The 22686-nt window shown below is 67.1% G+C and carries 21 protein-coding genes; 6 read left to right on the top strand and 15 right to left on the bottom strand.

Annotated elements, in window-relative coordinates; all coding sequences use genetic code 11:
• Positions 1-7: 7 nt before the first annotated feature.
• The 6 genes from BMX43_RS14650 to BMX43_RS14625 all read right to left on the bottom strand — a co-directional run bounded on the left by BMX43_RS14650 (position 8) and on the right by BMX43_RS14625 (position 6643).
• A complete protein-coding gene (locus tag BMX43_RS14650) occupies positions 8-1195 on the bottom strand; it encodes a glutathionylspermidine synthase family protein (protein ID WP_091302689.1) in 1188 nt (395 codons plus the stop codon).
• A 140-nt stretch (positions 1196-1335) separates the two neighbouring features.
• Positions 1336-1803, bottom strand: a complete 468-nt coding sequence (locus tag BMX43_RS14645) for an Hsp20 family protein (RefSeq protein WP_091302869.1) — start codon at positions 1801-1803, stop codon at positions 1336-1338.
• Between the two features lie 125 nt (positions 1804-1928).
• A complete protein-coding gene (locus BMX43_RS14640; RefSeq protein WP_091302688.1) occupies positions 1929-2714 on the bottom strand; it encodes a trypsin-like serine peptidase in 786 nt (261 codons plus the stop codon).
• Positions 2715-2777: 63 nt separating this feature from the next.
• Positions 2778-4061, bottom strand: a complete 1284-nt coding sequence (gene glcF, locus BMX43_RS14635) for a glycolate oxidase subunit GlcF (protein WP_091302686.1) — start codon at positions 4059-4061, stop codon at positions 2778-2780.
• Positions 4062-4064: 3 nt separating this feature from the next.
• Positions 4065-5144 carry an FAD-binding protein gene (locus BMX43_RS14630; protein ID WP_091302867.1) on the bottom strand — a complete coding sequence of 360 codons (1080 nt, stop codon included), beginning with the start codon at positions 5142-5144 and terminating at the stop codon, positions 4065-4067.
• Between the two features lie 65 nt (positions 5145-5209).
• Positions 5210-6643 carry an FAD-linked oxidase C-terminal domain-containing protein gene (locus BMX43_RS14625; protein ID WP_091302685.1) on the bottom strand — a complete coding sequence of 478 codons (1434 nt, stop codon included), beginning with the start codon at positions 6641-6643 and terminating at the stop codon, positions 5210-5212.
• A 90-nt stretch (positions 6644-6733) separates the two neighbouring features.
• On the opposite strand from BMX43_RS14625, the gene BMX43_RS14620 reads away from it, so the two are divergent.
• Positions 6734-7447: a DUF599 domain-containing protein gene (locus BMX43_RS14620; protein WP_245749486.1), complete on the top strand. Its 714-nt coding sequence runs from the start codon at positions 6734-6736 to the stop codon at positions 7445-7447.
• A 1-nt stretch (position 7448) separates the two neighbouring features.
• On the opposite strand, the gene BMX43_RS14615 is transcribed toward BMX43_RS14620, so the two are convergent.
• From BMX43_RS14615 to BMX43_RS14600, 4 genes are read right to left on the bottom strand one after another with little or no spacing between them, the layout of a single operon-like run.
• A complete protein-coding gene (locus BMX43_RS14615) occupies positions 7449-9536 on the bottom strand; it encodes a hypothetical protein (protein WP_091302682.1) in 2088 nt (695 codons plus the stop codon).
• The gene (locus BMX43_RS14610) at positions 9533-12280 is read right to left on the bottom strand and encodes a DUF4159 domain-containing protein (protein WP_091302680.1); all 2748 of its coding nucleotides are present in this window, start codon (positions 12278-12280) and stop codon (positions 9533-9535) included. The genes BMX43_RS14615 and BMX43_RS14610 overlap by 4 nt, the downstream gene beginning before the upstream one ends.
• A complete protein-coding gene (locus BMX43_RS14605; protein ID WP_091302678.1) occupies positions 12280-13152 on the bottom strand; it encodes a DUF58 domain-containing protein in 873 nt (290 codons plus the stop codon). The genes BMX43_RS14610 and BMX43_RS14605 overlap by 1 nt, the downstream gene beginning before the upstream one ends.
• Positions 13149-14147, bottom strand: a complete 999-nt coding sequence (locus tag BMX43_RS14600; protein WP_091302676.1) for an AAA family ATPase — start codon at positions 14145-14147, stop codon at positions 13149-13151. The genes BMX43_RS14605 and BMX43_RS14600 overlap by 4 nt, the downstream gene beginning before the upstream one ends.
• Positions 14148-14231: 84 nt before the next feature.
• Here BMX43_RS14600 and BMX43_RS14595 point away from each other — a divergent pair, with 84 nt between their 5' ends.
• The 4 genes from BMX43_RS14595 to BMX43_RS14580 all read left to right on the top strand — a co-directional run bounded on the left by BMX43_RS14595 (position 14232) and on the right by BMX43_RS14580 (position 16080).
• Entirely contained in the window at positions 14232-14810 is a 579-nt protein-coding gene (locus BMX43_RS14595; RefSeq protein WP_091302865.1) for a DUF1285 domain-containing protein, read from the top strand.
• A gap of 78 nt (positions 14811-14888) precedes the next feature.
• Positions 14889-15110, top strand: coding sequence for a DUF2798 domain-containing protein (locus BMX43_RS14590; protein WP_091302674.1), 222 nt, complete (start codon positions 14889-14891; stop codon positions 15108-15110).
• Between the two features lie 96 nt (positions 15111-15206).
• A complete protein-coding gene (locus BMX43_RS14585; RefSeq protein ID WP_091302672.1) occupies positions 15207-15392 on the top strand; it encodes a zinc-finger domain-containing protein in 186 nt (61 codons plus the stop codon).
• Positions 15379-16080, top strand: coding sequence for a DUF2459 domain-containing protein (locus BMX43_RS14580; RefSeq protein WP_091302670.1), 702 nt, complete (start codon positions 15379-15381; stop codon positions 16078-16080). Before BMX43_RS14585 ends, BMX43_RS14580 begins: the two co-directional genes overlap by 14 nt.
• 67 nt (positions 16081-16147) lie before the next feature.
• On the opposite strand, the gene BMX43_RS14575 is transcribed toward BMX43_RS14580, so the two are convergent.
• On the bottom strand, positions 16148-16609 hold the full coding sequence (locus BMX43_RS14575) for a GNAT family N-acetyltransferase (protein WP_091302666.1): 462 nt from the start codon (positions 16607-16609) through the stop codon (positions 16148-16150).
• A 206-nt stretch (positions 16610-16815) separates the two neighbouring features.
• The gene (locus BMX43_RS14570) at positions 16816-17016 is read right to left on the bottom strand and encodes a hypothetical protein (RefSeq protein WP_091302664.1); all 201 of its coding nucleotides are present in this window, start codon (positions 17014-17016) and stop codon (positions 16816-16818) included.
• Between the two features lie 91 nt (positions 17017-17107).
• Between BMX43_RS14570 and polA the strand changes: the two genes are divergently transcribed.
• Positions 17108-19930: a DNA polymerase I gene (polA, locus tag BMX43_RS14565; protein ID WP_091302863.1), complete on the top strand. Its 2823-nt coding sequence runs from the start codon at positions 17108-17110 to the stop codon at positions 19928-19930.
• A 149-nt stretch (positions 19931-20079) separates the two neighbouring features.
• Here polA and BMX43_RS14560 read toward each other — a convergent pair whose 3' ends face one another.
• The 3 genes from BMX43_RS14560 to BMX43_RS14550 all read right to left on the bottom strand — a co-directional run bounded on the left by BMX43_RS14560 (position 20080) and on the right by BMX43_RS14550 (position 22588).
• Positions 20080-20544, bottom strand: coding sequence for a DUF1203 domain-containing protein (locus BMX43_RS14560; RefSeq protein WP_342711627.1), 465 nt, complete (start codon positions 20542-20544; stop codon positions 20080-20082).
• Positions 20545-20622: 78 nt separating this feature from the next.
• Positions 20623-21006, bottom strand: coding sequence for an HIT domain-containing protein (locus BMX43_RS14555; RefSeq protein WP_091302662.1), 384 nt, complete (start codon positions 21004-21006; stop codon positions 20623-20625).
• Positions 21007-21010: 4 nt separating this feature from the next.
• Complete coding sequence (locus tag BMX43_RS14550) at positions 21011-22588, bottom strand: DUF5928 domain-containing protein (protein ID WP_091302660.1); 1578 nt, start codon at positions 22586-22588, stop codon at positions 21011-21013.
• Positions 22589-22686 lie beyond the last annotated feature (98 nt).

Below are 22686 nucleotides of genomic sequence, written 5' to 3'. Positions count from 1 at the left end.
CGCGTCGTCATCCTTCCATGAAATGCGGTTTGAAGCGGGACAGATCCTGCGTGATCCGGCTGGCATCCTCGCGCAGGCCCATGCCCACGCAGGTTTCGCCGACGATCCAGGCGCCGATCACCGGGCGCATCCCGCCCATCAGCGGCAGGGGATGATAGGCCTGCAGGATTCGCGGGTGGCGGTCGTAATCGGCATTGCCCGACGCCTCCAGCATCTGACCATTCTCGACGATCCGCACCCCGACCCCTTCGCGCGAGAAGATCGGTTTTTCCACATGCCCCGCTGCCAGCGCCTCGGCAGCGCCGGAGGCGCGACCGGCGGTCACATCCTCGGCAAAATAGGCGGGCAGCAGGTTGGGATGGCCGGGGAAGAACTGCCACAACATCGGCAGGATCGCCTTGTTCGACAGCAGCGCCTTCCACGGCGGCTCGATGAAGCGGCAGCCGGACCCCGCCAGATGGGCGGCAAATTCATCGGCCAGCAGGTCTTCCCACGGGTACAGCTTGAACAGCGTACCGATCACCCGGCTTTCGGAATCGGCAAACTGGCCCTGCGCGGTCAGCCCGATCTGTTCCAGATCGGTGTAATGCGCGCCCAGCCCCGCCTCGCGCGCGGCCCAGCCCAGCGCCTCGACTGTGGCGTAATCTTCGGGATTGCCTGCGGCTGCGGCGAAATGCACATCCGTATCGGGGGCAAAGATTTCGGCAAACCGTTCCACCAGCGCCTCGTGGATGCGGTTGAACTGGTCTGCACCTTCGGGCAGCACCCCTGCCGCCAGTTGCTGTTCCAGCCACAGCCATTGGAACGACGCGCTTTCATACAGCGAGGTTGGCGTATCGGCGTTGTATTCCAGCAACTTGGCAGGCTCCTGCCCGTCATGCGCCAGATCCAGCCGCCCATAAAGCTCTGGCTCGCCCGCCTGCCAACTGTCGGCGATCAGGCCCCAATGCGCCTCGGGCAGGCCCATCCGCGCCATCAGCGCCTCGGAACCAACGATCCGCGACACCGCTTCGCGGCACATCGCGTGCAGTTCGGTCGCCGGGTCTTCGATCTGATCTTCCACCTCGGCCAAGGTAAAGCGGTAGGCGGAGGTTTCGTCCCAATAGGGCGCGCCGTGCATATCGGCAAAGGTGAAGCCCAACCTCTCCGCCTCGGCCCGCCAGTCGGGGCGTTCGGGCAATGTCACTCGATCCAATCAACATCCTCCTGCAGGTGCATCGCATATCGGCAGGATGGGCGGCGATGACAAGGGCGTTGATCGCGGTTTGCACCCCGCGCACAGAATGGAAGGGGCGCGCCAGTTGCCCGGCGCGCCCCCGTTGATCCCGCGTGGTTTCAGTTCACGCTGCCTTCGACCTGCCGGGCCGCGACGGGCGCGGCAGGGCGGGCGATCTCGATCCGGCGGGGTTTCAGCGCCTCGGGCGTTTCGCGCATGAGGTCGATATGCAGCATCCCGTGTTCATGCGCCGCCCCCGTCACGCGCACATGATCGGCCAGCGCGAAGCGGCGTTCAAAGGCGCGGGTGGCGATGCCGCGATGCAGGAAATTGCGGTTGCCTTCTTCCGGCGCCTTGCGGGCGGTGACGAACAGCGCGCCATCCCGCACCTCGACATTCAGCTCTTCGGGGGTGAAACCCGCGACGGCGATCGAAATGCGATAGGCGTTTTCGGCGGTCTTTTCGATATTGTAGGGCGGATAGGTGGGTTGGGCGACATCGGCGCTGAGCGCCCGGTCCATCAGATCGGCGATCCGGTCAAAGCCCACGGTGGCACGGTAAAGCGGTGCGAAATCAAGGTTGCGCATGGTCATCCTCATCGAGCGATGTATTTTCATGCCCCCCGTTTGCAGCGGGCGGGCGGTGGTTCCGGGCCCGTCATGGCACCCGGCAATCCTCACTTGGGAAGCGCCGCGCGTGGTTTCAAGAGGGATCAGGGCCGCTGAAAATTTCCGGCATTGCCGCCCGACAGCACGCGCACGCTGCCCGGGCGCACCGTCACCCCCAGCGCAAGTTCGGCGCGCAGATCGGCCAGCGGCGCCTCCAGAGAGGTGCCCAGCGCCACCTTGCGCCCCTCGACCTCGGCCTTGGCCGACACGACAGAAACCACCTGCGGCGCGCCGTCCTTCATCGCAAAGACCGGTGCGCCCGACGATCCGAAATCGACATCGCAGCTCAGCACCAGCATGTCTGGCTGCTGCCCCAGCACCGAACACACCTCTTGCAACGAGGGCGCATCGGCCCGCCCCTTGCCGTAAGACACCACCCCCACCGCATCGCCAGCCCTTGGCTGCGCGCCGGTGGCAAAGGGCTGGATCGAGGGCAGGCGGATCGGCTGATCCAGCTGGATCAACGCGATGTCATGCGCCACCCGTGCCAGCTTTTCCGCGCCACCATAGACGAAATCCGGGTGCGCCAGCGCGCGTTTCACCCCGCGATAGGCGGCGGCCCGACCATTGCGCCAGCCCGCCAGAAACTCGATCTTTTCCGGGTCGATGCGCGCGCCGGTGTCCTTGTCGAACAGGCAATGCCCCGCCGTCAGCACCAGATCCGGCGCGATCAGGGCGCCGGTGCAAAAGCCCTTCTTGCCCAGATTGATCCGCCCCACCGCATCCCAGCCGCGGCTGTCATTGGCGGTCTGCAGGCTGTGCAGCCTTGCATCCTCGGCCTGCAACGGCAGGGCAAACAGGCTCAGGGCAAGGGTGGCGATCAGGCGCATGGAACCTCCGTCTGCGACAGCTTATCGCAGCGCAGCCCGGCAGGAATGTGGCATTTCCGCGCCTCAGGCAAGGGCCTGCGGTTTCGGCCCGCCCAAGGCCCAATCCAGCAGTTCCACCGTATGCACCACCGGGATGCCGGTGCCTGATCCGATCTGCATCATGCAGCCGATATTGCCCGCCGCGATCACCTGCGGCGCCTTCGCCTCCAGCGTCTTCACCTTGCGCGCCTTCAGTTCCGCCGAGATTTCGGGCTGCAGCAGGTTGTAGGTGCCGGCCGAGCCGCAGCACAGATGGCTGTCGGCCGGTTCCACCACCTCGAACCCCACGCGTTTCAGCAGGTCTTTCGGCGCGGTTTTCACCTGCTGGCCATGTTGCAGCGAACAGGCGGCGTGATAGGCGACGCGCAGGCCCTTGGGGGCGCCCTGCGGCAGGCCGATCTTCACCAGAACCTCGCTGACATCCATCGCCAGCGCCGAAACCTCCGCCGCATCGGCGGCGGCGGGATCGTTGCGGAACATATGGCCGTAATCCTTCACCGTCGTGCCGCAGCCCGAGGTGTTGATGACGATCGCATCCAGCCCGCCCTCGCGCTTTTCCGCCATCCAGGCAGCGATATTGGCCCCGGCCTGCGCATGGCTTTCGCCGGTGCGCCCCATGTGATGGGTCAGCGCCCCACAGCAGCCCATGCCCTTGGCCACCACCACCTCGCAGCCCAGCCGCCGCAGCAGGCGGATCGTGGCATCGTTGATATCGGTATTCAGCGCCTTTTGCGCACAGCCGGTCAGCAGGGCGACCCGCATCCGCCGCGCGCCGAGGGGGGCAAACACCTGCGGATCGTCATTGCGGCTGACGGCGGGCACCTGTTTCGGCGCCATCGCCACCATGGCGCGCAGCCGCCGGTCGGGCAGCAAGCGCACAAAGGGCCGCGCCATCTTGGCCCCCAGCAGCGCCAGCCGGAACCGCCCCGGATAAGGGATCACCCGCGACAGCACCCAGCGCAGCGCCCGGTCGGTGAAGGGCCGCTTGTAGGTCTGCTCGATATATTCGCGCGCCTGATCCACCAGATGCATGTAATGCACCCCGCTCGGGCAGGTGGACATGCAGGACAGGCAGCTCAGGCAGCGGTCGATATGCTTTACCGTCTTCGCATCGGCGGGGCGCCCGGTCTCCAGCATCTCCTTGATCAGGTAGATGCGGCCGCGCGGGCTGTCCAGCTCGTCGCCCAGCACCTGATAGGTGGGGCAGGTCGCGGTGCAAAAGCCGCAATGCACGCAGGTCCGCAAGATCTCGTTGGCGCGGGCGATGCCGGGGTCGCGCAACTGTTCGGGGGTGAAATGCGTCTGCATGGATCAAACCTCCTCGGGTGCCGCGAAAATCCCGCGCGGATCGAACTGCGCCCGCAGGCCTTCGCTCAGCGCCACCACCGGCGCCGCTTCCGGCGGCAAGGCGGCAATGCCCGGCGCGCCCGACAGCCGCGTCGCATGGCCCGCAAACACCCCCAGCCGCGCCCGCAGATCGGCACCCGGCGCCATGCGCGCCCAGATCAACCCGCCGCCCCAGTCATAGATCACCGCCTCTGCCCCCATCCGCGCCACGATCCCCGGCGCCTCGGACGGTTTCACCGACAGCCGCCACAGATCCCCCGCCACCGCCGCCAGCGGCCCCACATCGCGGATCGCCGCCCAGGGCGAGGGCACCTCCTCCGCCACGCCAAACCCCTGCAACAGCCGCGCCAGTTCGCCAAAGCGATAGCGCACCGAACCCGCAAACCCCTCGATCCGCAAAAACGTCCCCTGCCCCGGCAGATGCGCGGCCCCGCTCACCTCATAGGGCGATCCCAGCGCCGCCGACAAAGCCGCCACGGCCTGCGCATCGCTCAAACCGCGCAAGGCCAGCGTCACCTCCGCCTCGGGTTTGGGCAGAACCTTCAGCGCCACCTCGGTCAACACCCCCAGCCGCCCCCGGCTGCCCGCCATCAGCTTCACCAGATCATAGCCGGTGACATTCTTCATCACCCGCCCGCCATTGCGCAGCACATCGCCCCGCCCATCGACAAAGCGCACGCCCAGCAGAAAATCCCGGCACGCCCCCGCCTGCACCCGGCGCGGACCCGAGGCATTTTCCGCCACCACCCCACCGATGGTCGAGGCGCCTGCCCGCCCCAGCACCTGCCGCAGATCCGGCACCTCGAAGGCCAGCCTCTGCCCCTCCGTCGCCAGCGCCACCTCGATCTCCGCCACTGGCGTGCCCGCCCCGGCCACCAGCGTCAGCGCCCCCGGCTCATACAGCCGCACACCCGACAAGCCCGAGGTCTCCAGAACCACCGCCCCGCGCGCGGCCAGCCCCCGCGTGCCGCCCCCCCGCACCGCCAGCGGCCCGCGCGCATGCCGGACCATCTCACTCAGCTCGGCCTCATTTTCCGGGCGCATCACATCTTCCATTTTCTGTCTGAAAATATCCTCGGGGGTCCGGGGGCAGACAGCCCCCGACGTTCTCAACCCGCGCGCCGCCCGGCGGTCACATGCAGCGGAAACACCTTGGCGGGGTTCAGCAACCAGCGCGGATCGAACACATCCTTCACCCGCACCTGCGCCTCCAGATCGGCGGCGCCATATTGCACCTCCATCAGATCGCGCTTCTCGATCCCCACGCCATGCTCGCCGGTCAGACAGCCGCCCACCTCGACACACAGCCGCAGGATGTCGGCCCCCAGCGCCTCGCATTTTTCCTGGTCCCCCGGCAGGTTGGCATTGTAGAGGATCAGCGGATGCATGTTGCCATCCCCGGCATGGAACACATTCGCCACATCCAGCCCATAGTCGCGCGACAGCTCGCCGATCCGGCGCAGCACATGCGGCAGGCTCGATACCGGGATCGTGCCATCCAGACACATATAATCATTGATCTGCCCCATCGCGCCAAAGGCCGATTTGCGGCCCAGCCAGATGCGCTTGGCCTGCGCCTCGTCCGCCGCCTCGCGGATTTCCACGGGGTTGTGGCGGCGCGCAATCTCGGTGATCAGGCCAAGCTGGTGACGGATTTCCGCCTCCGATCCCTCCACCTCGACGATCAGCAGCGCCTCGCAATCGGGATAGCCCGCCTTGGCGAAGGCCTCGCAGGCCTTGATGCAGGGGCCATCCATGAATTCGATCGCCACGGGCAGCACGCCCGCCTTGATGATGTCGGAAACGCAGGCCCCCGCCACCTCGGACTCGTTGAACCCGATCAGCACCGGCAACGCGCCCTCGGGTTTCGGCAGGATGCGCAGCGTGGCTTCCGTCACCACGCCCAACTGCCCTTCCGATCCACACACCACGCCCAGCAGATCCAGCCCGCCCGCATCCATCCAGGGCCCGCCGATCTCGACCACCGTGCCATCCATCAGCACCATGGTCACGCCCAGCAGGTTGTTGGTCGTCACCCCGTATTTCAGGCAATGCGCCCCGCCCGAGTTCATGGCGATATTGCCGGCAATCGCGCAGGCCAGCTGGCTCGACGGATCGGGGGCATAGAAGAACCCGTCCGATTCCACAGCTCCGGTCACGCTCAGATTGGTGCGGCCCGATTGCACGCGGATGAAGCGGTTCGGGTAATCGACCTCCAGCACCCCGTTCATCCGCGCCACGCCCAGAATCACCGAATCCGCCGTAGGCAGCGCCCCCCCGGCCAAGGATGTGCCCGCACCGCGCGGCACGACAGGCACGCGTTCCTCGAAGCACACCCGCAGCACGGCGGCCACTTCGGCGGTGTCGCGCGGCAGAACGGCGGCAAGGGGTGGGCAGCGATAGGCCGACAGCGCATCACATTCATAGGCGCGCACCTCGTTGGGGTCATGCACCACCGCGTCGGCGGGCAGCACCTCCAACAATCGCTCCACGATCCGCGCCTTGCGCGACAGGATCTGCAGGCTCGGGGTTGGCATATCCATGGCGCGCCTCCTCACGACTGGTAAATTAATATAACCAATTTGCCGATTTGGCAAGCGAAAGCGAAGCGGCTACACAGGGGCATGGATCTGATGAGCCTCACCGCCCTGTTCTCGCCCGGCGATTACGCCGCAATCGGCTATTCGATGGCCGGGATCGCCGTGCTGCAACGGCTGATCGAACGGCCCAACAGCGTCCGCCCCTCGGTATCCGAGATCATGGCACATTACCGGCGCGACTGGATGCGCGAATTCGTCACCCGGCAGCCGCGGATATTCGATGCGACCATTGTCGGCGGACTGCGCGAGGGGATCACCTTCCTTGCCTCCACCTGCCTGTTCGCGCTGGGTGGCGGGCTGGCCCTGCTGGCCGATACCACGCCGCTGCAAGGTCTGGCGCTCAGCTTCGAGCTGCATCCCGATCCGCTGCTGCTGCTGAAGGCCAAGGTCGCCTTCGTGCTGCTGTTCGTCGTGTCGGGCTTTCTGAAATTCGTCTGGTCGCACCGGCTGTTCGGCTATTGCTCGGTGCTGATGGCCTCGGTGCCGAATGACCCGCACCACCCCCATGCCTTTGAACGCGCCGCTCGCGCCGCCGAGGTGAATGTGACCGCCGCGCGCAACTACAATCGCGGGCTGCGGGCGGTGTATTATGCGCTGGGGGCGATGGGCTGGCTGCTGGGGCCGGTGGGGTTGTTTGTCACCATGACGGCGACCTTTGCCACCGTGGCCCGGCGCGAATTTGCCTCGCAATCGCGGCGCGCCATCGTGGCCCGGCTGGCGGAGCCTGATCTGGCGAAGCCCGACTAGCTCAGGCCCGCCGCCGCACCAGCCGCCCTTCGCGCAGCCACGCCGCCAGCATCAACGCGGCGGCCAGAACAAGCCAGGCCCAACCGGGCAGCAAGGCCGCCACGCGAATATCCTGCGTCACATAGGCGCCGCGCGGGATGAGGCCGATCCAGCCGCGCCCGGCGGCCACCCGCCCTTCGGCCACGGCGCGCAGATCGGGCATCCCCGCTTCGATCCGCAGCACACCGCCACGCGTTGCCGCCACCAGCGGCGCCAGTTTCTCGCCGCTGGCGATGGTTTCCTCGAACTCCTTCGGCGCAGGCGGGCCGATGGCGACCACGGTTTCCAGATCGCCCTGCGTCACCCGATACAGCCCCACCCCAGGCGCCGCGACCTCGGCCTGATAGTGGCCGGGGCCGACCTGCGGCAGATCCAGCGACGCCACGCTGCCATCGGGTCGCGTCAGCTCTGCCGGGCCGGGCGGTGTTTCCGACAGCGTGCGGCGGATCACCCGGATCGCGCCCTCGCCCGGCTCGGCCACCAGCGTTTCTTCCTCCAGCTCCGGCTCTTTCAGCATCCAGTGGGCCAGGCGCCGCAACATCTCCAACTGCGGGCCGCCACCCTCGTAGCCGCGCCCCCAAAGCCACGCATGATCCGAGGCCAGCACGGCCACCCGCCCCTCGCCCTCGCGCGCCAGCACCAGAAGTGGCTTGCCCTGCGCGCCTTCCATCACAACCTGCCCCGCCGGGCGGGCCGAAATCTCGATCTGGCGGAACCAGCGGCCCCAGCCCGCCTCGGGTGCCAGCGCATCAAGGCCCTGCGTCACCGGATGCCGTTCGCCCAGCGGCGTCAGCTTGGGCCGAAAGCCCCCTTCCAGCACGCGGCTGGTGGTCTCCACTGGCAGAATCTCGGCCAAAGGCGACCGCCAGAGGCTGTCCGCCGTGCCAAATTCCGGCCCCGCCGCCACCAGCACCGTGCCGCCGCGCCGCACATAATCGCGCACGTTTTCCAGATAGGCGGTGGGCAGGATGCCGCGCAGCCGGTAGCGGTCAAAGATGATCAGATCAAATTCGTCGATCTTTTCCACGAACAGTTCCCGCGTCGGAAAGGCGATCAGCGACAGTTCCTCCACCGGGATGCCGTCCTGCTTTTCCGGCGGGCGCAGGATGGTGAAATGCACCAGATCGACCGAAGGGTCGGATTTCAGCAGGTTGCGCCAGACCCGTTCCCCGGCATGGGGTTCGCCCGACACCAGCAGAACGCGCAGCCGGTCGCGCACGCCATTGATGGCGGTGACCGAGGCGTTGTTGCGGTCCGTCAACTCGCCTTCTCTGACAGTGACCTGAAATTGCAGGATATTCTGTCCACCATGCGGCAGGGTGACCGGCAGGTCCAGATCTTCGCCCACCGGCACGCTATAGATTTGCGGCTCCCCGCCATCCACCGCGATGGACAGTTCGGCCACGCCCGCCAGATCGGCCGGCACCGCGCCATGATCCTCGATCCGCAGCGTCAGCGTCACCGGCTCGCCGATGATGGCGAAGGCCGGGGCGTTCTTGACGATCAGGCGGCGGTCCCAATCCTTGGCCGCGCCGGTCAGCAGCAGATGCAGCGGCGCGGGCATTTGCGGTGCAAGATCAAGATCATGCACCTGCCCGTCGCTGAGGATCACCGCCCCCGCCACCCGCGCGCGCGGTTCCTGCGCCAGCGCCTCGGCCAGTGCGGCCATGACCTGCGATCCGCCATCGCCCGGCGCATCCGGCACGGTGACCACGCGCAATTCGGTATTCGGCAGGGCCGCGACCTCGGCCCGCAGCGCCGCCAGCGCCGCATCGGCCTGCGCCGTGCGGGTGCCGACAGACTGGCTCGCCGTGCGGTCCACCACCGCGATCACGATATCCGACAGCGGCGCGCGGTCTTCCTCTTGCAACGAGGGGTTGGCCAGCGCGATCAGCAACACCAGCGCCGCCGCCCCGCGCAGGGGCCAGCCCGGCAACCCGCGCCACAGCGCATAGACCACCAACACCGCCGCCAGCCCCGCCAACCCGGCGATCAGCAGCCAGGGCAGATGCGGGTCGAACACCAGCGCGCCCGAAAACAGCCCGTTCATTGCCCCAGCCTTTCCAGCAGCGCAGGCACATGGACCTGATCGGATTTATAATTGCCGGTCAGCACATGCATGATGAGGTTGATGCCGAAGCGATAGGAAATCTCGCGCTGCCGCTCGCCCGCGCTGCCGCGCCCGACGGGGTAAAGCGGGATGCCCCGGTCATCCATCGCCCAGGCCGCCGCCCAGTCATTCCCGCCGATCACCACCGGCGTCACCCCGTCATTCAGGCTGCGGAACGGCATGCCTTCGGCCTGCACGGCATCGGGGGGCGGCGCCTCCACCCAGATCGGGCCGTCATGGCGCCCCGGAAAATCCTGCAGCAGATAGAAGGTGCGGGTCAGCACATGATCGGGCGCAATCGGCGCAATCGGCGGGATGTCGAGGCCGGAGGCGATCAGTTGCAGCCGCTTCGCCTCAAGCGAGGTGCCGCCCACCATGCCGGCGTCGCGGGTGTCGAACAGGATCATGCCGCCACTGCGCAGATAGAGGTTCAGCTTCTGATAGGCCGCGACCGACGGCAGCGGCGCATCGGCGCTGATCGGCCAGTAGAGGAAGGGAAAGAACGCCAGTTCGTCGCGTTCGATGTCCACGGCCATAGGCTCGGCGGGCTCAATGGTGGTGCGTTCGAACAGCCGGGCGCCGATGCCGCGCAGGCCCGCATCGGCCAGATCGTCCAGCTTGCGGTCGCCCGACAGCACATGGGCCAGCCGCACCTCGGTCGTCGCCGCAATGGCGAAACCGTCGTCCTGCGCGCGCGCCTCGGGGGCCAGCCCCAGCGCCAGCAGCGCCACACACAGCCGCGCCGCAAGCGACCCCGACAGCCGCCCCGAAACCCGCAGCGCCGCCAGCACATCGGCCAGCAGCAGCAGCAGCGCCCCGGCAAGGAAAACGCCCTTCAGCGCCCGTTCCTGCAGCGCCTCCTGCCAATCCTGCCGCACCCCGGCACGCCAGACGGCAGGGGACAACGCGGTATCGGGCCGGATCACGTTCAGCGCCACGCGGCGATCCTCGTCGGCATAAAGCCCCGGCAGCAGCGCGGGGCCGGGCTGCGCCTGCGCCAGATCCTCGCCCGCCACGCCCGGCAAGCTGCCCGGATCCTGCAGCGCACCATAGGCATCCAGCACCCGTTCCGGCGCAAAGATCCGCCCGGCCAGATCGCCCGCCTCTGGCTGACCGGGGCGGGTAGAGACCGCCAGCCGCTCCATCATCTGCACGAACAGGCCCGACAGCGGCAGCGAAGACCAGTCGGCGTTCGCGGTGACATGGAACAGCACCACCTGCCCCTGCCCGATGGGTTTGCGCGTCACCAAGGGCGTGCCATCGGCCAGCGCGGCGATGGTGCGCGCGGCCAGATCGGGGTCGGGTTCGGCCAGAACCTGCGCCTTCACCGTCACCTCGGGCGGGATGGGCAGGCCGAAGAACGGGCTGTCCTTGCCAAAGGGCGCCAGCGCCTTCGGGTCGCCCCAGCTCATCGCGCCGCCAAGGCTGCGCCCGCCTTCGCGCAGGCGCACCGGCAGCAGCGGGTCCGCCGCGCCGCGCCCAATGTCAGAGGCCGCCAGTTTCGGCCCGGCAAAGCGCAGCAGCAGCCCGCCCTTGGCCGCCCATGTCGCCAACCCGTCACTTTCGGCCTGTGTCATGCGCGCCACATCGGTCAGCACGATCACATCGGGATTGGCCTGCAGCACATCCTTCAACCCGCCTTCCAGCAGATCGGCCACCGGCTGCAATGCCTGCCGCAGGTAATGGGTGGGCGACAGCAGCAGCAACCCCTCGGCATCGGCGCCGCCGCCGATCAGCGCCACCTTGCGCCGCTTCAGGCTGTCATCGGTCAGCGTCACAGCCCCGGCAGAACGGGTGCCAGAAATCTCGAACCGTGTCAGACGGTTGCGCAGTTCAGGCGGCAGTTCCAGCGCCGTCTCCGCCTCGGTCGCGCCGCTGGCAAAGGTAAGCGTGGCGCGGGCGAGTTCGCGGTCGATCCCCGAAGGGTCCAGCCCGCGGGCCGACACCTCGACCGCCTGTTCGCCCGCCGCGGGCAGGCGCAGCGCGACGATCTGCACCGCCCCATCCTGAAAGCGCACCGGGCGCAGCGCCAGCAACGGGCGCGGCGCCTCGAACACGCGCAGGCGACCGGCATCCAGCAGCGTGGCTTGCAACACCGCGCGCCCCGGCCAGTCCAGCCCGTCGGAATACCAGACCGTTTCCACGGCCCCGGCCTGTTGCAGCAGGGCCGCCCAGCCCGCCAGATCAACCGGGCCGAAAGGATGCGGCTGCATCCCGGCCAGCCGCGCCGCCACCGCATCGGCGGATTGGAACAACGGCAGTTCGGGCCGGTCGCTCAGCCGCGCCAGCGCCACGGTGCGCCCGGCGCGGCCCGCCGCCTCGACCAACACCTGCGCGCGTTCCACCCGGCGCGGCCAGTCGGCGGCATCGGCCCAGGTGCCATCCATCAGCACCAGCAGTGGCAGATCGCTTGCCGGTTCAACGGGTTGCGGGTTCAGCACCGGCCCGGCAAAGGCCAGAATCGCCGCCCCGATCGCCGCCGCGCGCAGCAACAGCAGCCAGAGCGGTGTCTTGTCGGCCTCGGCCTCCTCATCCCGCAGGCCCAGCAGCAGCGCCACGCCGGGAAAGCGGCGGCGGATCGGCGCCGGGGGCACGGCGCGCAGCAACAGCCACAGCACAGGCAGCGCGATCAGGCCCAGCAGAACCAGCGGGGCGGTGAAACCAAGGGGGCCGAGCATGAACATCAGAGCGCCGCCTCCAGCGCGCGGTAAAGCCAGAGCAGCGCGGGTTGCGGCGGGGCCGCGCTGTGATGGGTCAGCATGTGCCAGCCCGAAGCGCGGGCCAGATCGGCCAGTCGCGCCTTGCGTTCGGCCAGCCGTACCAGATAGCGCCCGCGCAGATCCGAGGCGCGCAGGGTTTCATGGCGCAGCGCGCCGGACATGGATTCAAAGATGGTGCGCCCGTCGAACGGAAAATCTTCCTCTGCCGGATCAAGCACTTGCAGGATGACGCCGCGCGCGCCGCGATCCGTGGCCGCCGCCAGCGCCGCTTCGACCCCCGCCAGATCGCCCAGGAAATCCGAGATCAGCACCACGCGGCCATGCGGCGGCACGCCTGCGGTTTCGGGCCGACCGTAATCTTCGGCGCTTTCGGCGGTCAACGCCAGCGCCAACCGTTCCGCCTGCGCCCGGCCAGACCGGGGCGGCGTCTCGGCCCCCAGCAGCCCCACCCGTTCGCCGCCGCGCAGCAGCAGCACCGCCAGCGCCAGCGCCAGCAGTTGCGCCCGGTCGGCCTTGGGCGGGCGGGATTTATCGCCGGAAAACCGCATCGAGGCCGACGGATCGACCCAGAGCGACACGCTTTGCGCCGCCTGCCATTCGCGTTCGCGCACGAAATGCGTGTCGGACAGGGCCGAACGGCGCCAGTCGATCATCCGCGCGCTGTCACCGCTATGGGCTTGACGATATTGCCAGAATTCATCGCCCATCCCCGCCCGCCTGCGCCCGTGATCGCCCAGGATCACCGCCTGTGCCAGATGATCCGCCGCCGCCAGCAAGGGCGGCAGGGTCTGGCCCAGCGCGGCAGCGCGCCCGCGCAGATCGGCGGTCAGGCTCACGCCGCGGCCTCGATCCCGAGGCTGCGGGCTGTCACGCGGTCGATCACCGCGCCAAGGCTTTCGCCCCGGGCCCGCGCCGCGAAGTTGAGCGCCATGCGGTGGGTCAGCACCGGCCGCGCCAAGGCCGCCACATCGGCCACCGAAGGCGCCAGCCGCCCGTCCAGCAGCGCCCTTGCCCGCACCGTCAGCATCAGCGCCTGCGCCGCACGCGGGCCGGGGCCCCAGCTCAGCGTATCGGCCAGAGCCGCGCCCTCCGGCTCGCCGGGGCGGCAGGCGCGGACCAGATCAAGGATCGCCTCGACCACGCTTTCGCCCACCGGCATCCGGCGGATCACGGATTGCGCCTCTAGCAGTTCACCGGCGCTAAACACTTGATGAACCTGCGCTTCTTCGGAGCCTGTGGTGGCAAGAAGGATGTCGCGTTCGGTCGCCCGCGTGGGATATTCGACATCAACCTGCACCAGAAACCGGTCAAGCTGGGCTTCGGGCAGCGGGTAGGTGCCTTCCTGTTCGATGGGGTTCTGGGTGGCCAGAACGTGGAAGGGGCGGCCCAGCGGGCGGTGCTGGCCGGCGATGGTGACCTCTTGTTCCTGCATGGCTTGCAGCAGGGCGGATTGGGTGCGGGGGCTGGCGCGGTTGATTTCGTCGGCCATCAGGAGCTGGCAGAAGATCGGGCCTTCGATGAAGCGGAAGGCGCGGGTGCCGTCGGCGGCGGTTTCCAGCACCTCGGAGCCCAGAATGTCGGCGGGCATCAGATCGGGGGTGAACTGGATTCGGCTGCCGCGCAGCCCCATGACCGTTGACAGAGTGTCAACGAGGCGGGTCTTGCCCAGCCCCGGCAGGCCCACCAGCAGCGCGTGCCCGCCGCACAGCAACGCGGCCAGCACCAGATCCACCACTTTTTCCTGCCCGATGAAGCGCTTGTCGATCGAGGCCTTGGCGGCGACCAGCCGGTCCCCCAGAGATTCGATCTGCTGCACCAGCGCCTCGGCCATGACATTCCTCCTCAGAAGTTTATACTTCGCTATTAGAGCGAATTGGTTGACCGGGCACAAATGACAAACGCGGAGGGGGCACAAATGATCGTGAAACCGGGGGGCGAAAACCTGATGGAAGCGGTGCAGAAGGCCTCGAAAATGGGGCCGCCGCCGGTGCATCTGTGGAATCCGCCGTTTTGCGGCGACATGGACATGCGGATTGCGCGCGACGGGACGTGGTTTCACGAGGGCACACCGATCGGGCGGCTGCCGATGGTGAAGATGTTCGCCTCGATCCTGAAGCTGGAGGAGGGAAAGTATTTTCTGGTCACCCCGGTGGAGAAGGTGGGCATCGTCGTGGAGGATGTGCCCTTCATCGCGGTGGATTTTTCCGTGGAAGGTGAAGGGGATAGCCGGGTCATCACCTTCACGACCAATGTCGGAGACACCGCCACCGCAGGCCCCGAACACCCGCTGCGGGTGGAGCGGGATGCGGCCACGGGCGAGCCTGCGCCCTATGTGATGATCCGCCGCGGGCTGGAGGCGCGGATCGACCGCAAGAGCTTTTACCGGCTGGTCGAGATCGGCGAGACGGCCCCGCATGAGGGGGCGGACTGGTTCGGCATCCGATCCGCCGGGCAGTTCTTTCCGGTGATCCCGGCGGGGGAATTGACGGGGTGACCGGCGTCTGACAAGCGTACACCCCCTGTACACCCCCCGTCGTGCCTTTTTTGCGCACGCCCTGCCCCGAGGCCCCGCATGATCCCCGCCCGTTTTGCCCCCGTTCTGTTCGGCCTGATCCTGTCGGGCCTGATGTCCTGCATCGTCAGCGGCATCGCCACCCTGCGCGCGCTTGGCCCGGTGCCCGGGTTCTTTGGCAACTGGATGGGAAGCTGGGCCTTGGCCTGGGCCATCGCCTTTCCGACAGTGCTGGTCGTGGCGCCGGTGACACGGCGGATCGTGGCGCGGCTGGTGGCGTGATGCCGCAGTGCGGCTTCGGCCTTGCCGCGCGGGGCGGGATCGCTAGAATGGCGCGAACGCGGCCCCTGCGGGCCAGCCATTCCAAGAGGATCAGCCATGTCGATTGAAGCGCCGGAAACCCAGGTTGTCACCACGTGGAAAGTGGCCTGCGACGGGGGTGAAGGCGCGTTGGGCCATCCGCGCGTCTGGCTGTCCATTCCGCAGGATAGTGGCTTTGTCGAATGTGGCTATTGCGACAAGCGCTATGTGATCGACCGCGATCACGCGCATGACGACCACTGAGCGGAAACGCAGTCGTTTCAGGTTTTGGGGGCGCTGGCTGGGCATGGGTCTGGCCGCGCCCTTTTTCGTGGCGGCCTTGTGGGGGTTGGCTGGGCTGGCGGGGGCGCTGATCCCGGCGCCGGTGGCGGTGCAGACGGGCGAGGCCACGGTGGAGATCGGGCTGATCGCCACGCCGATCCATTATGACCTGCTGTTGCCGCTGACCCCCGATCTGCGGGCGCGGTTCGGCTTTGCCGCGCAGGCCGGGGTGGCGGTGGATTCGCCCGAGGCGGGCTGGCTGCTGGTCGGCTGGGGCGCGCGGGAGTTTTACACGGCGGGCGGCGGTTATGGCGACCTGCCGCTGCGGGCGGTGGCCAAGGGCATTGCGGGCGATGCCTCGGTGCTGCGGCTGGAGGCCTGGGGGCGGTTTGCGCTGCGCGACGCGCCCGAGGTGACGCGGCTGCGGCTGACACCGACGGGCTATGCGGCGCTGCTGGCGCGAATCAGTGCCGAACTGGGCGCGCCGGAACTGGTGAAGGCGCCGGGGCTGACGCAGGCGGATGCGTTCTTTGCCGGGCGAAGCGGGTTTTCGGCGCTGCGCACCTGCAATGTCTGGATGGGCGAGGCGCTGCGCGCCGCAGGCGTGCCGCTGGGCCGCTGGACCCCGACGCCCCAGGCGCTGCGGCTGTCGCTGTGGGTCTGGGGCTGAGGGGCGCGCGCTGAGGCGCCCCCTTTACCCCGCCCCATTTTACCCATTGCGCCTTGGCCATCGCGGCTTACAGCGCCACCGCAAAGCGCGGGCCGGTGGCGGGAAGCTCGGTCAGGCCCATCGCGCGACAGGCTGCGGCGGCTGCGGCATTTGCAGGCGGCGCGCCAATGACCAGCGCGGCCCGCCCTTCACCCTGCGCCAGATCGCGCGCGGCTGCGATCAGGGCACGCGCCACGCCCTGCTGGCGGAACGGTTCCTGCACATAAAGCTGGTCGATCACATAGCTGGCGGCGCCGGTGAGGGCGTTCTGCCGCAGGATCAGCAACGCATAGCCCACCGGATGCCGCGCCGGGCTGTCATCGACACAGGCAACCAGCAACCGGGCCTGCGGCGCGTTGAGCGCCAGACGGGCCAGCGCCTGAGGCGTGATGGTGGCGACATCGCCGTGATGGGCGGCAAGGCCGATCAACATGCGATGCACTTCGGGCAGGTCTTGGGCGGCGGCGGGGTGGATGGTGACGGGGATCATGGGGCGTCCTTTGCGGGGGCGGTCCGCAAGGGGAGCGTGACATGAGCGGCCCTTGCGGGCGGCCTGATGTCAGATGATTGGCATGAATCGCTGACCGGCCGCCTATGTGGCGTCGGGCCAATAAAACGAGAAAGAGGCGTTCCGGGTCAGCATGGCGCGAAACCTGCCGCTTTTGGCGGGCGCCGTCAAGCGTTCAGCGCCGCGGTTCAGCGCCGCCGCGGTCCGAACAGCGCGCCAAGGATCGCGCCGAAGATCGCCCCGACCGGCACCCAGAAGAACACCAGCCCCATGGCATAGGCGCCCTCGGCCTGCGAAATGGGCGTGACATAGGGCAAGGCGATACCCGCCAGCAGCACGCCCCCTGCCCCCAGCACCAGCCCGGCCAAGGCCCAAAGCAGTCTCCGCATCTCTCCCCTCCCCTGACTTTGCCCCGATGGGTGGAAGCCCGCGCGGCTTCGTGGCAATACTGGCATGGAACGGCGTGCAGAGGGGCGGAAAATGACGGGTGACCAGCAAGGCTTCGGCAAGGGGTGCCACCTGCATCTGATCGACGGATCGGCCTTCATCTTTCGCGCCTATCACGCGCTGCCGCCGCTGACGCGCAAATCCGACGGGCTGCCGATCGGCGCGGTGGCGGGGTTCTGCAACATGCTGTTCCGCTATGTCGAAGGCAACAAGGGCCCGGACGCGCCGACCCATGTGGCGGTGATCTTCGACCATTCGTCGAAAACCTTTCGCAACGAGATCTACCCCGCCTACAAGGCCAACCGGCCCGAACTGCCGGAAGACCTGCGCCCGCAATTCCCGCTGACCCGCGACGCGACGCGGGCCTTCAACATCGCCTGTATCGAGACCGAGGGCTATGAGGCCGATGACATCATCGCCACGCTGTCGTGCAAGGCGCGCGACGCGGGCGGGCGGGTGACGATCATCAGTTCCGACAAGGATCTGATGCAGTTGATCGGCGATGGCGTGGTGATGTTCGACGCGATGAAGAACAAGACCATCGACCGCGACGAGGTGTTCGAGAAATTCGGTGTGGCGCCGGAGCGGGTGGTGGATGTGCAGGCGCTGGCGGGCGATTCGGTCGATAACGTGCCGGGCGCGCCGGGGATCGGCATCAAGACGGCGGCGCTGCTGATCACCGAATATGGCGATCTGGAAACCCTGCTGGACCGGGCGGGCGAGATCAAGCAACCCAAGCGGCGCGAGGCGCTGGTGAACAATGCCGATCTGATCCGGGTATCAAAGCGGCTGGTGCAACTGGATTGCGAAACGCCGCTGGATTTCTCGCTGGAAAGCCTTGAGGTGCTGGCGCCGGAGCCGGAGGTGCTGCTGCCCTTCCTGACGGAGATGGAGTTCCGCACGCTGACCAAACGGGTGGCGGACAGTCTGAAAGTGGCCGCCCCGGTGGCGCAGGCGGCGCCCGAGGCCGAGGTGGCGGCGCCCGAAGTGTTGCCGTTTGAGGCGGCGGGCTATGAGGCGGTGACCACGGCAGAGGCGCTGGCGGAATGGGTCGCACGCATCCGCGCGCGGGGCTATGTGGCGTTCGACACCGAAACCACTTCGCTGGACGAGATGCGCGCCGATCTGGTGGGGATCTCGCTGGCCGTCGAGGCCGGGCGGGCCTGCTATATCCCCATCGGGCACCGGGCGGGGGGGGGCGATCTGTTCGCCTCGGACAGTCTGGTCGAGGGGCAGTTGCCGCTAGCGGAAGTGCTGGCGGCGCTGAAGCCGGTGCTGGAAGACCCGTCGATCCTGAAGATCGGCCAGAACATGAAATACGATGCCAAGATCATGGCGCGGCTGGGGGTCACGGTCGCGCCGATCGACGACACCATGCTGATGAGCTATGCGATGCATGGCGGGCTGCACAATCACGGCATGGACGAGCTGTCGGAGCGCTATCTGAACCACCGGCCGATCCCGATCAAGGATCTGATCGGGTCGGGCAAATCGGCGGTGACCTTTGATCGGGTGGCAGTGGCCGATGCGGTGAAATATGCCGCCGAAGATGCCGATGTGACGCTGCGCCTGTGGCAGTTGTTCAAGCCGCGCCTGCATCGCGCGCAGGTCACCACGGTCTACGAGACGCTGGAGCGCCCGCTGATCCCGGTGCTGGCCGAGATGGAGATGCACGGCATTCAGGTGGACCGCGATACGCTGTCGCGCATGTCCAACGCTTTCGCGCAAAAGATGGCGGGGCTGGAGGCGGAGATTCACGAACTGGCGGGCGGGCCGTTCAATGTAGGCAGCCCGAAACAGTTGGGCGAGATTCTGTTCGACCGGCTGGGCGTGCCCGGCGGGGTGAAGGGCAAGACCGGCGCCTATGCCACCGGCGCCGATGTGCTGGAAGACATCACCACGCTGGAAGACAGCCAGCCGCAGGGCGCCCGTCTGGCGGCGCGGCTGCTGGACTGGCGGCAGTTGTCGAAGCTGAAATCCACCTATACCGACGCGCTGCAAGACCATATCAACCCGGAAACCGGGCGGGTGCATACGTCCTATTCCATCGCCGGGGCCAATACCGGGCGGCTCGCCTCGACCGACCCGAACCTGCAGAACATCCCGGTGCGCAGCGAAGAGGGCCGCCGCATCCGCGAGGCGTTCGTGGCGCCAGAGGGGCGGGTGCTGGTCAGCCTTGACTACAGCCAGATCGAGCTGCGCATTCTGGCCCATGTGGCGGGGATTCCGGCGCTGAAACAGGCGTTTGAACAGGGGCATGACATCCATGCAATGACCGCCTCGGAAATGTTCAACGTGCCGCTGGACCAGATGACGCCCGAGATCCGCCGTCAGGCCAAGGCGATCAATTTCGGGGTGATCTACGGGATTTCCGGCTTCGGCCTCGCCCGCAACCTGCGCATCCCGCGCGGCGAGGCGCAGGGATTCATCGACCGTTATTTCGAGCGTTTCCCCGGCATCCGCGCCTATATGGACGACACCATCGCCTTCGCCAAGGCGCATGGCTATGTGCAGACCCTGTTCGGGCGCAAGATCCATACGCCAGAGATCAACGCCAAGGGGCCGGGCGCGGGCTTTGCCAAACGCGCCGCGATCAATGCGCCGATTCAGGGCACGGCGGCGGATGTGATCCGCCGCGCGATGATCCGCATGCCGCAGGCGATTGCCGGGCTGGATGCGAAAATGCTGTTGCAGGTGCATGACGAACTGCTGTTCGAGGTGGCCGAAGCCGATGCCGCCGCCCTGACCCAAGCCGCGAAAGAGGTGATGGAGGCGGCGGCGGCCCCGGCGGTGCATCTGTCTGTTCCGCTGACGGTCGAGGCCGGTCAGGGGCAAAGCTGGTCCGCCGCGCACTGACCCCTTCTTCTTTGTAAAAATACCCCCTGCCGGAGGCAACCTGAGCCGATCTGCCGCAGGCGGATCGGCGAGGACCGTCGTGCAACCGGGCCACAGGCCCGGTTGCTCTGCCGGATCACCGCCAGAGGCCTGTCAGATCCGGGGCGGGGTCAGGCGCGGTCGATCCGGCATTGGTAGCAATTGTTGCGGGCAGATCGCACATGCAGATAGGCCACGCGCGGATCGGCCAACCGCGCCGCCGCCTCGGTCAGGATCTGGCCGGTCAGCACCACCGCGCCGGTGCCATAGACGATGCGGTGCTGCCGGCTGTAGCCGCGCAGGATGTAATCGGGCGATGCGAGGATTTCCGGCAGTGACGGGCCGCCGCCTGCCGGGCAGGGATCGGCACACAGGAAGATCGGGCCAGATTCGGCATAGGGTTGCAGTGCCGGAAAGGGCCGGTAGCCAAGGATCAGCATCCCCGCCCCCTGCGGGATCATCCGCAGGCAATGGCGGCAGGGGGTGCCGGGGCCGTCAGACAGCGCGCGTTCGGGCGGCTGGCCGTTGGCATCGGGGCCGCCCGCCTGCAAGGCGCGGACGGCGGCGGTGGGCAGTGGGGTGAAATGCAGCATCATGGCGCTCTCCTTTGCCGCCAGACTGGCGGCAAAGGGGTGGGTCAGGCGACCCGGAAGCTGCGGATTGCGGCGCCGCGCTCAGGCCGCGGGGGCAAGCATCCGGCCCAGCGGGCGGCCACCGAGGATATGCATGTGGAAATGCGGCACTTCCTGCACCCCGGCCTCGCCCGCATTGGTGATGCCGCGAAAGCCCGCCCCGCCCTCGCCCGGTTGCACGCCGGTCATCGCGCAGACCTGCGCCACCACGCGGTGGAAATCGACGATTTCGGCATCCGATGCATCGCGGGCGAAATGATCGTAGGTGACATAGGGCCCTTTCGGGATCACCAGCACATGCACCGGCGCCTGCGGGCGGATGTCGTGGAAGGCCAGCGTATGCGCGGTTTCCAGCACGGTCTTGTTGGGGATTTCGCCGCGCAGGATGCGGGCGAAGATGTTTTGCGGGTCGTAATCATAGGGCATGGTGTCAGTCCACAAACAGATAGTCGGTTGCGGCGATCTGGCGGGCCTTTTCGGCGGTGATGCCGAGAAAGCTGGCCAGCGGGCCGGTATTCTCTTCGACACTCGCAGATTGCCGCATCCGATGGAAGTTCTCGAAATCGGCATCGCGCAGACGGTCGCTTTCAAAGCGCACATCGTAGCGGATGGTGGGCAGCAGCCGCTCCACCGTTTCCTGGGGCGAGTTGTCGGAGGCGAGGCCGACGCGGCGGGCATGGCCCATCAGATAGTCGTCGGTGAAATCGCATTCGATTTCCAGCAGGCGCACGGTTGATTTGTCGTTGTAGAAATCCTGCATCAGATCGACATTTGCCGGGTCGATACAGACGATCAGGCGGTCGGACTTCCAATAATCGAACAACATGCGCATCAGCGCCCGGCGATGGCGGGTGCGCTTTTCCAGCGTGCTCTGGATGCCGCCCAGATCGGGCAGCGGGGTGGAGGCTTCGTTGAACAGATAGTCCACCGCAGGCAGGCCGGTGACCTGGCGCACCCGTTCGACCAGCCGCTTGGCGACATGCCATTTCTTGCAGGTGACGATCAGCAGGGTGCGTTCGCGCCCCAGACTGGCCTCGGTTTCCCAGAAGCGCGGCGCGAAGCGGCGACCGATCCGACCGCGCCCGGTGAGGAATTTATACAGGCTGCGCCCCTCGTTCGAGATGGGGAAGCGCACGCCGGTCGCGTTGTAGAGATTGCCCAGCCGGTCTTTCAGCTCTTTCGCATCGGGTGAGATCTTGCGGGCGAACAGGTAATCCTGCGAGGTCAGCAGGTCATACTGATCGTTGTAGAAATTCACCGGCATCCCATAATCGGTGAACATCAGGAAGGTCAATGTGCGGGTGCGGATTTCATGCTGCGGCACCAGATGGCGCACAAGGGTCTGAAAGAAGGTCTCGTCGGGAATCCATGTGGTGCGGAAAAAACGCATCACATCGCGGCGGCGGTCGCAGAACTCCAGCAGCCATTCCACCGTGCGCCGCCGCAGGCACCACCATTGCGAGCCGATCTGGATCGACAGGTCGGCGGGGATCTTGCGCTCCAGTCCGAAACGCTGTTGCAGCGACATCGCGGTGTAGAACAGCCATTTCTGGGTGCGTTCGTTGAAATAGTGGCGGTAGATCAGCCGTTCCGCCTTGATGCCGGTTTTGATCCAGTCGGAGGTGAAGAAATCGAAGCTTTCGATATAGTCCACATCGTCGCGGTCGAGGAAATCATGGGCATATTCGGCGGTTTTCACCGGCATGCAATCGCCCGACAGCATGTAGAAATGCGTGGCGCGCGGAAAGGCCGCAACGGCGGCGCGCACCGCCTGCAGCGAGGCATCGACCAGGCTCCATTCGCCCCAGCCGCATTTCAGGCGTCTGGCCGCGAAGGTGACCGAGCGGTTGGCGGCCAAGGCGTTGCGGATGCGGTCATAATCGGCGCGTTTGGCGCGGGCGTCGAAATGGATGGCGATGTAATCGCCCGCCTCGGTCAGCCTTTGGGCCTGGGCGATGATGCCCTCGGGATCCTTGTGGCACAGAAGAATGTAAGCAATTCGCGCCATTCAGGAAACTCTACCCGTTTCATCCCAGACAGTGTTTCCATAAAGTGCTTTATGGGTCATTGAAAAGACAGAGATTGTTTGCTTTTTCTCAGGATAAT

Source organism: Gemmobacter aquatilis (assembly GCF_900110025.1).
Classification (GTDB): Bacteria; Pseudomonadota; Alphaproteobacteria; order Rhodobacterales; family Rhodobacteraceae; genus Gemmobacter; species Gemmobacter aquatilis.
This window is presented reverse-complemented; position numbering and strand designations above follow the sequence as displayed.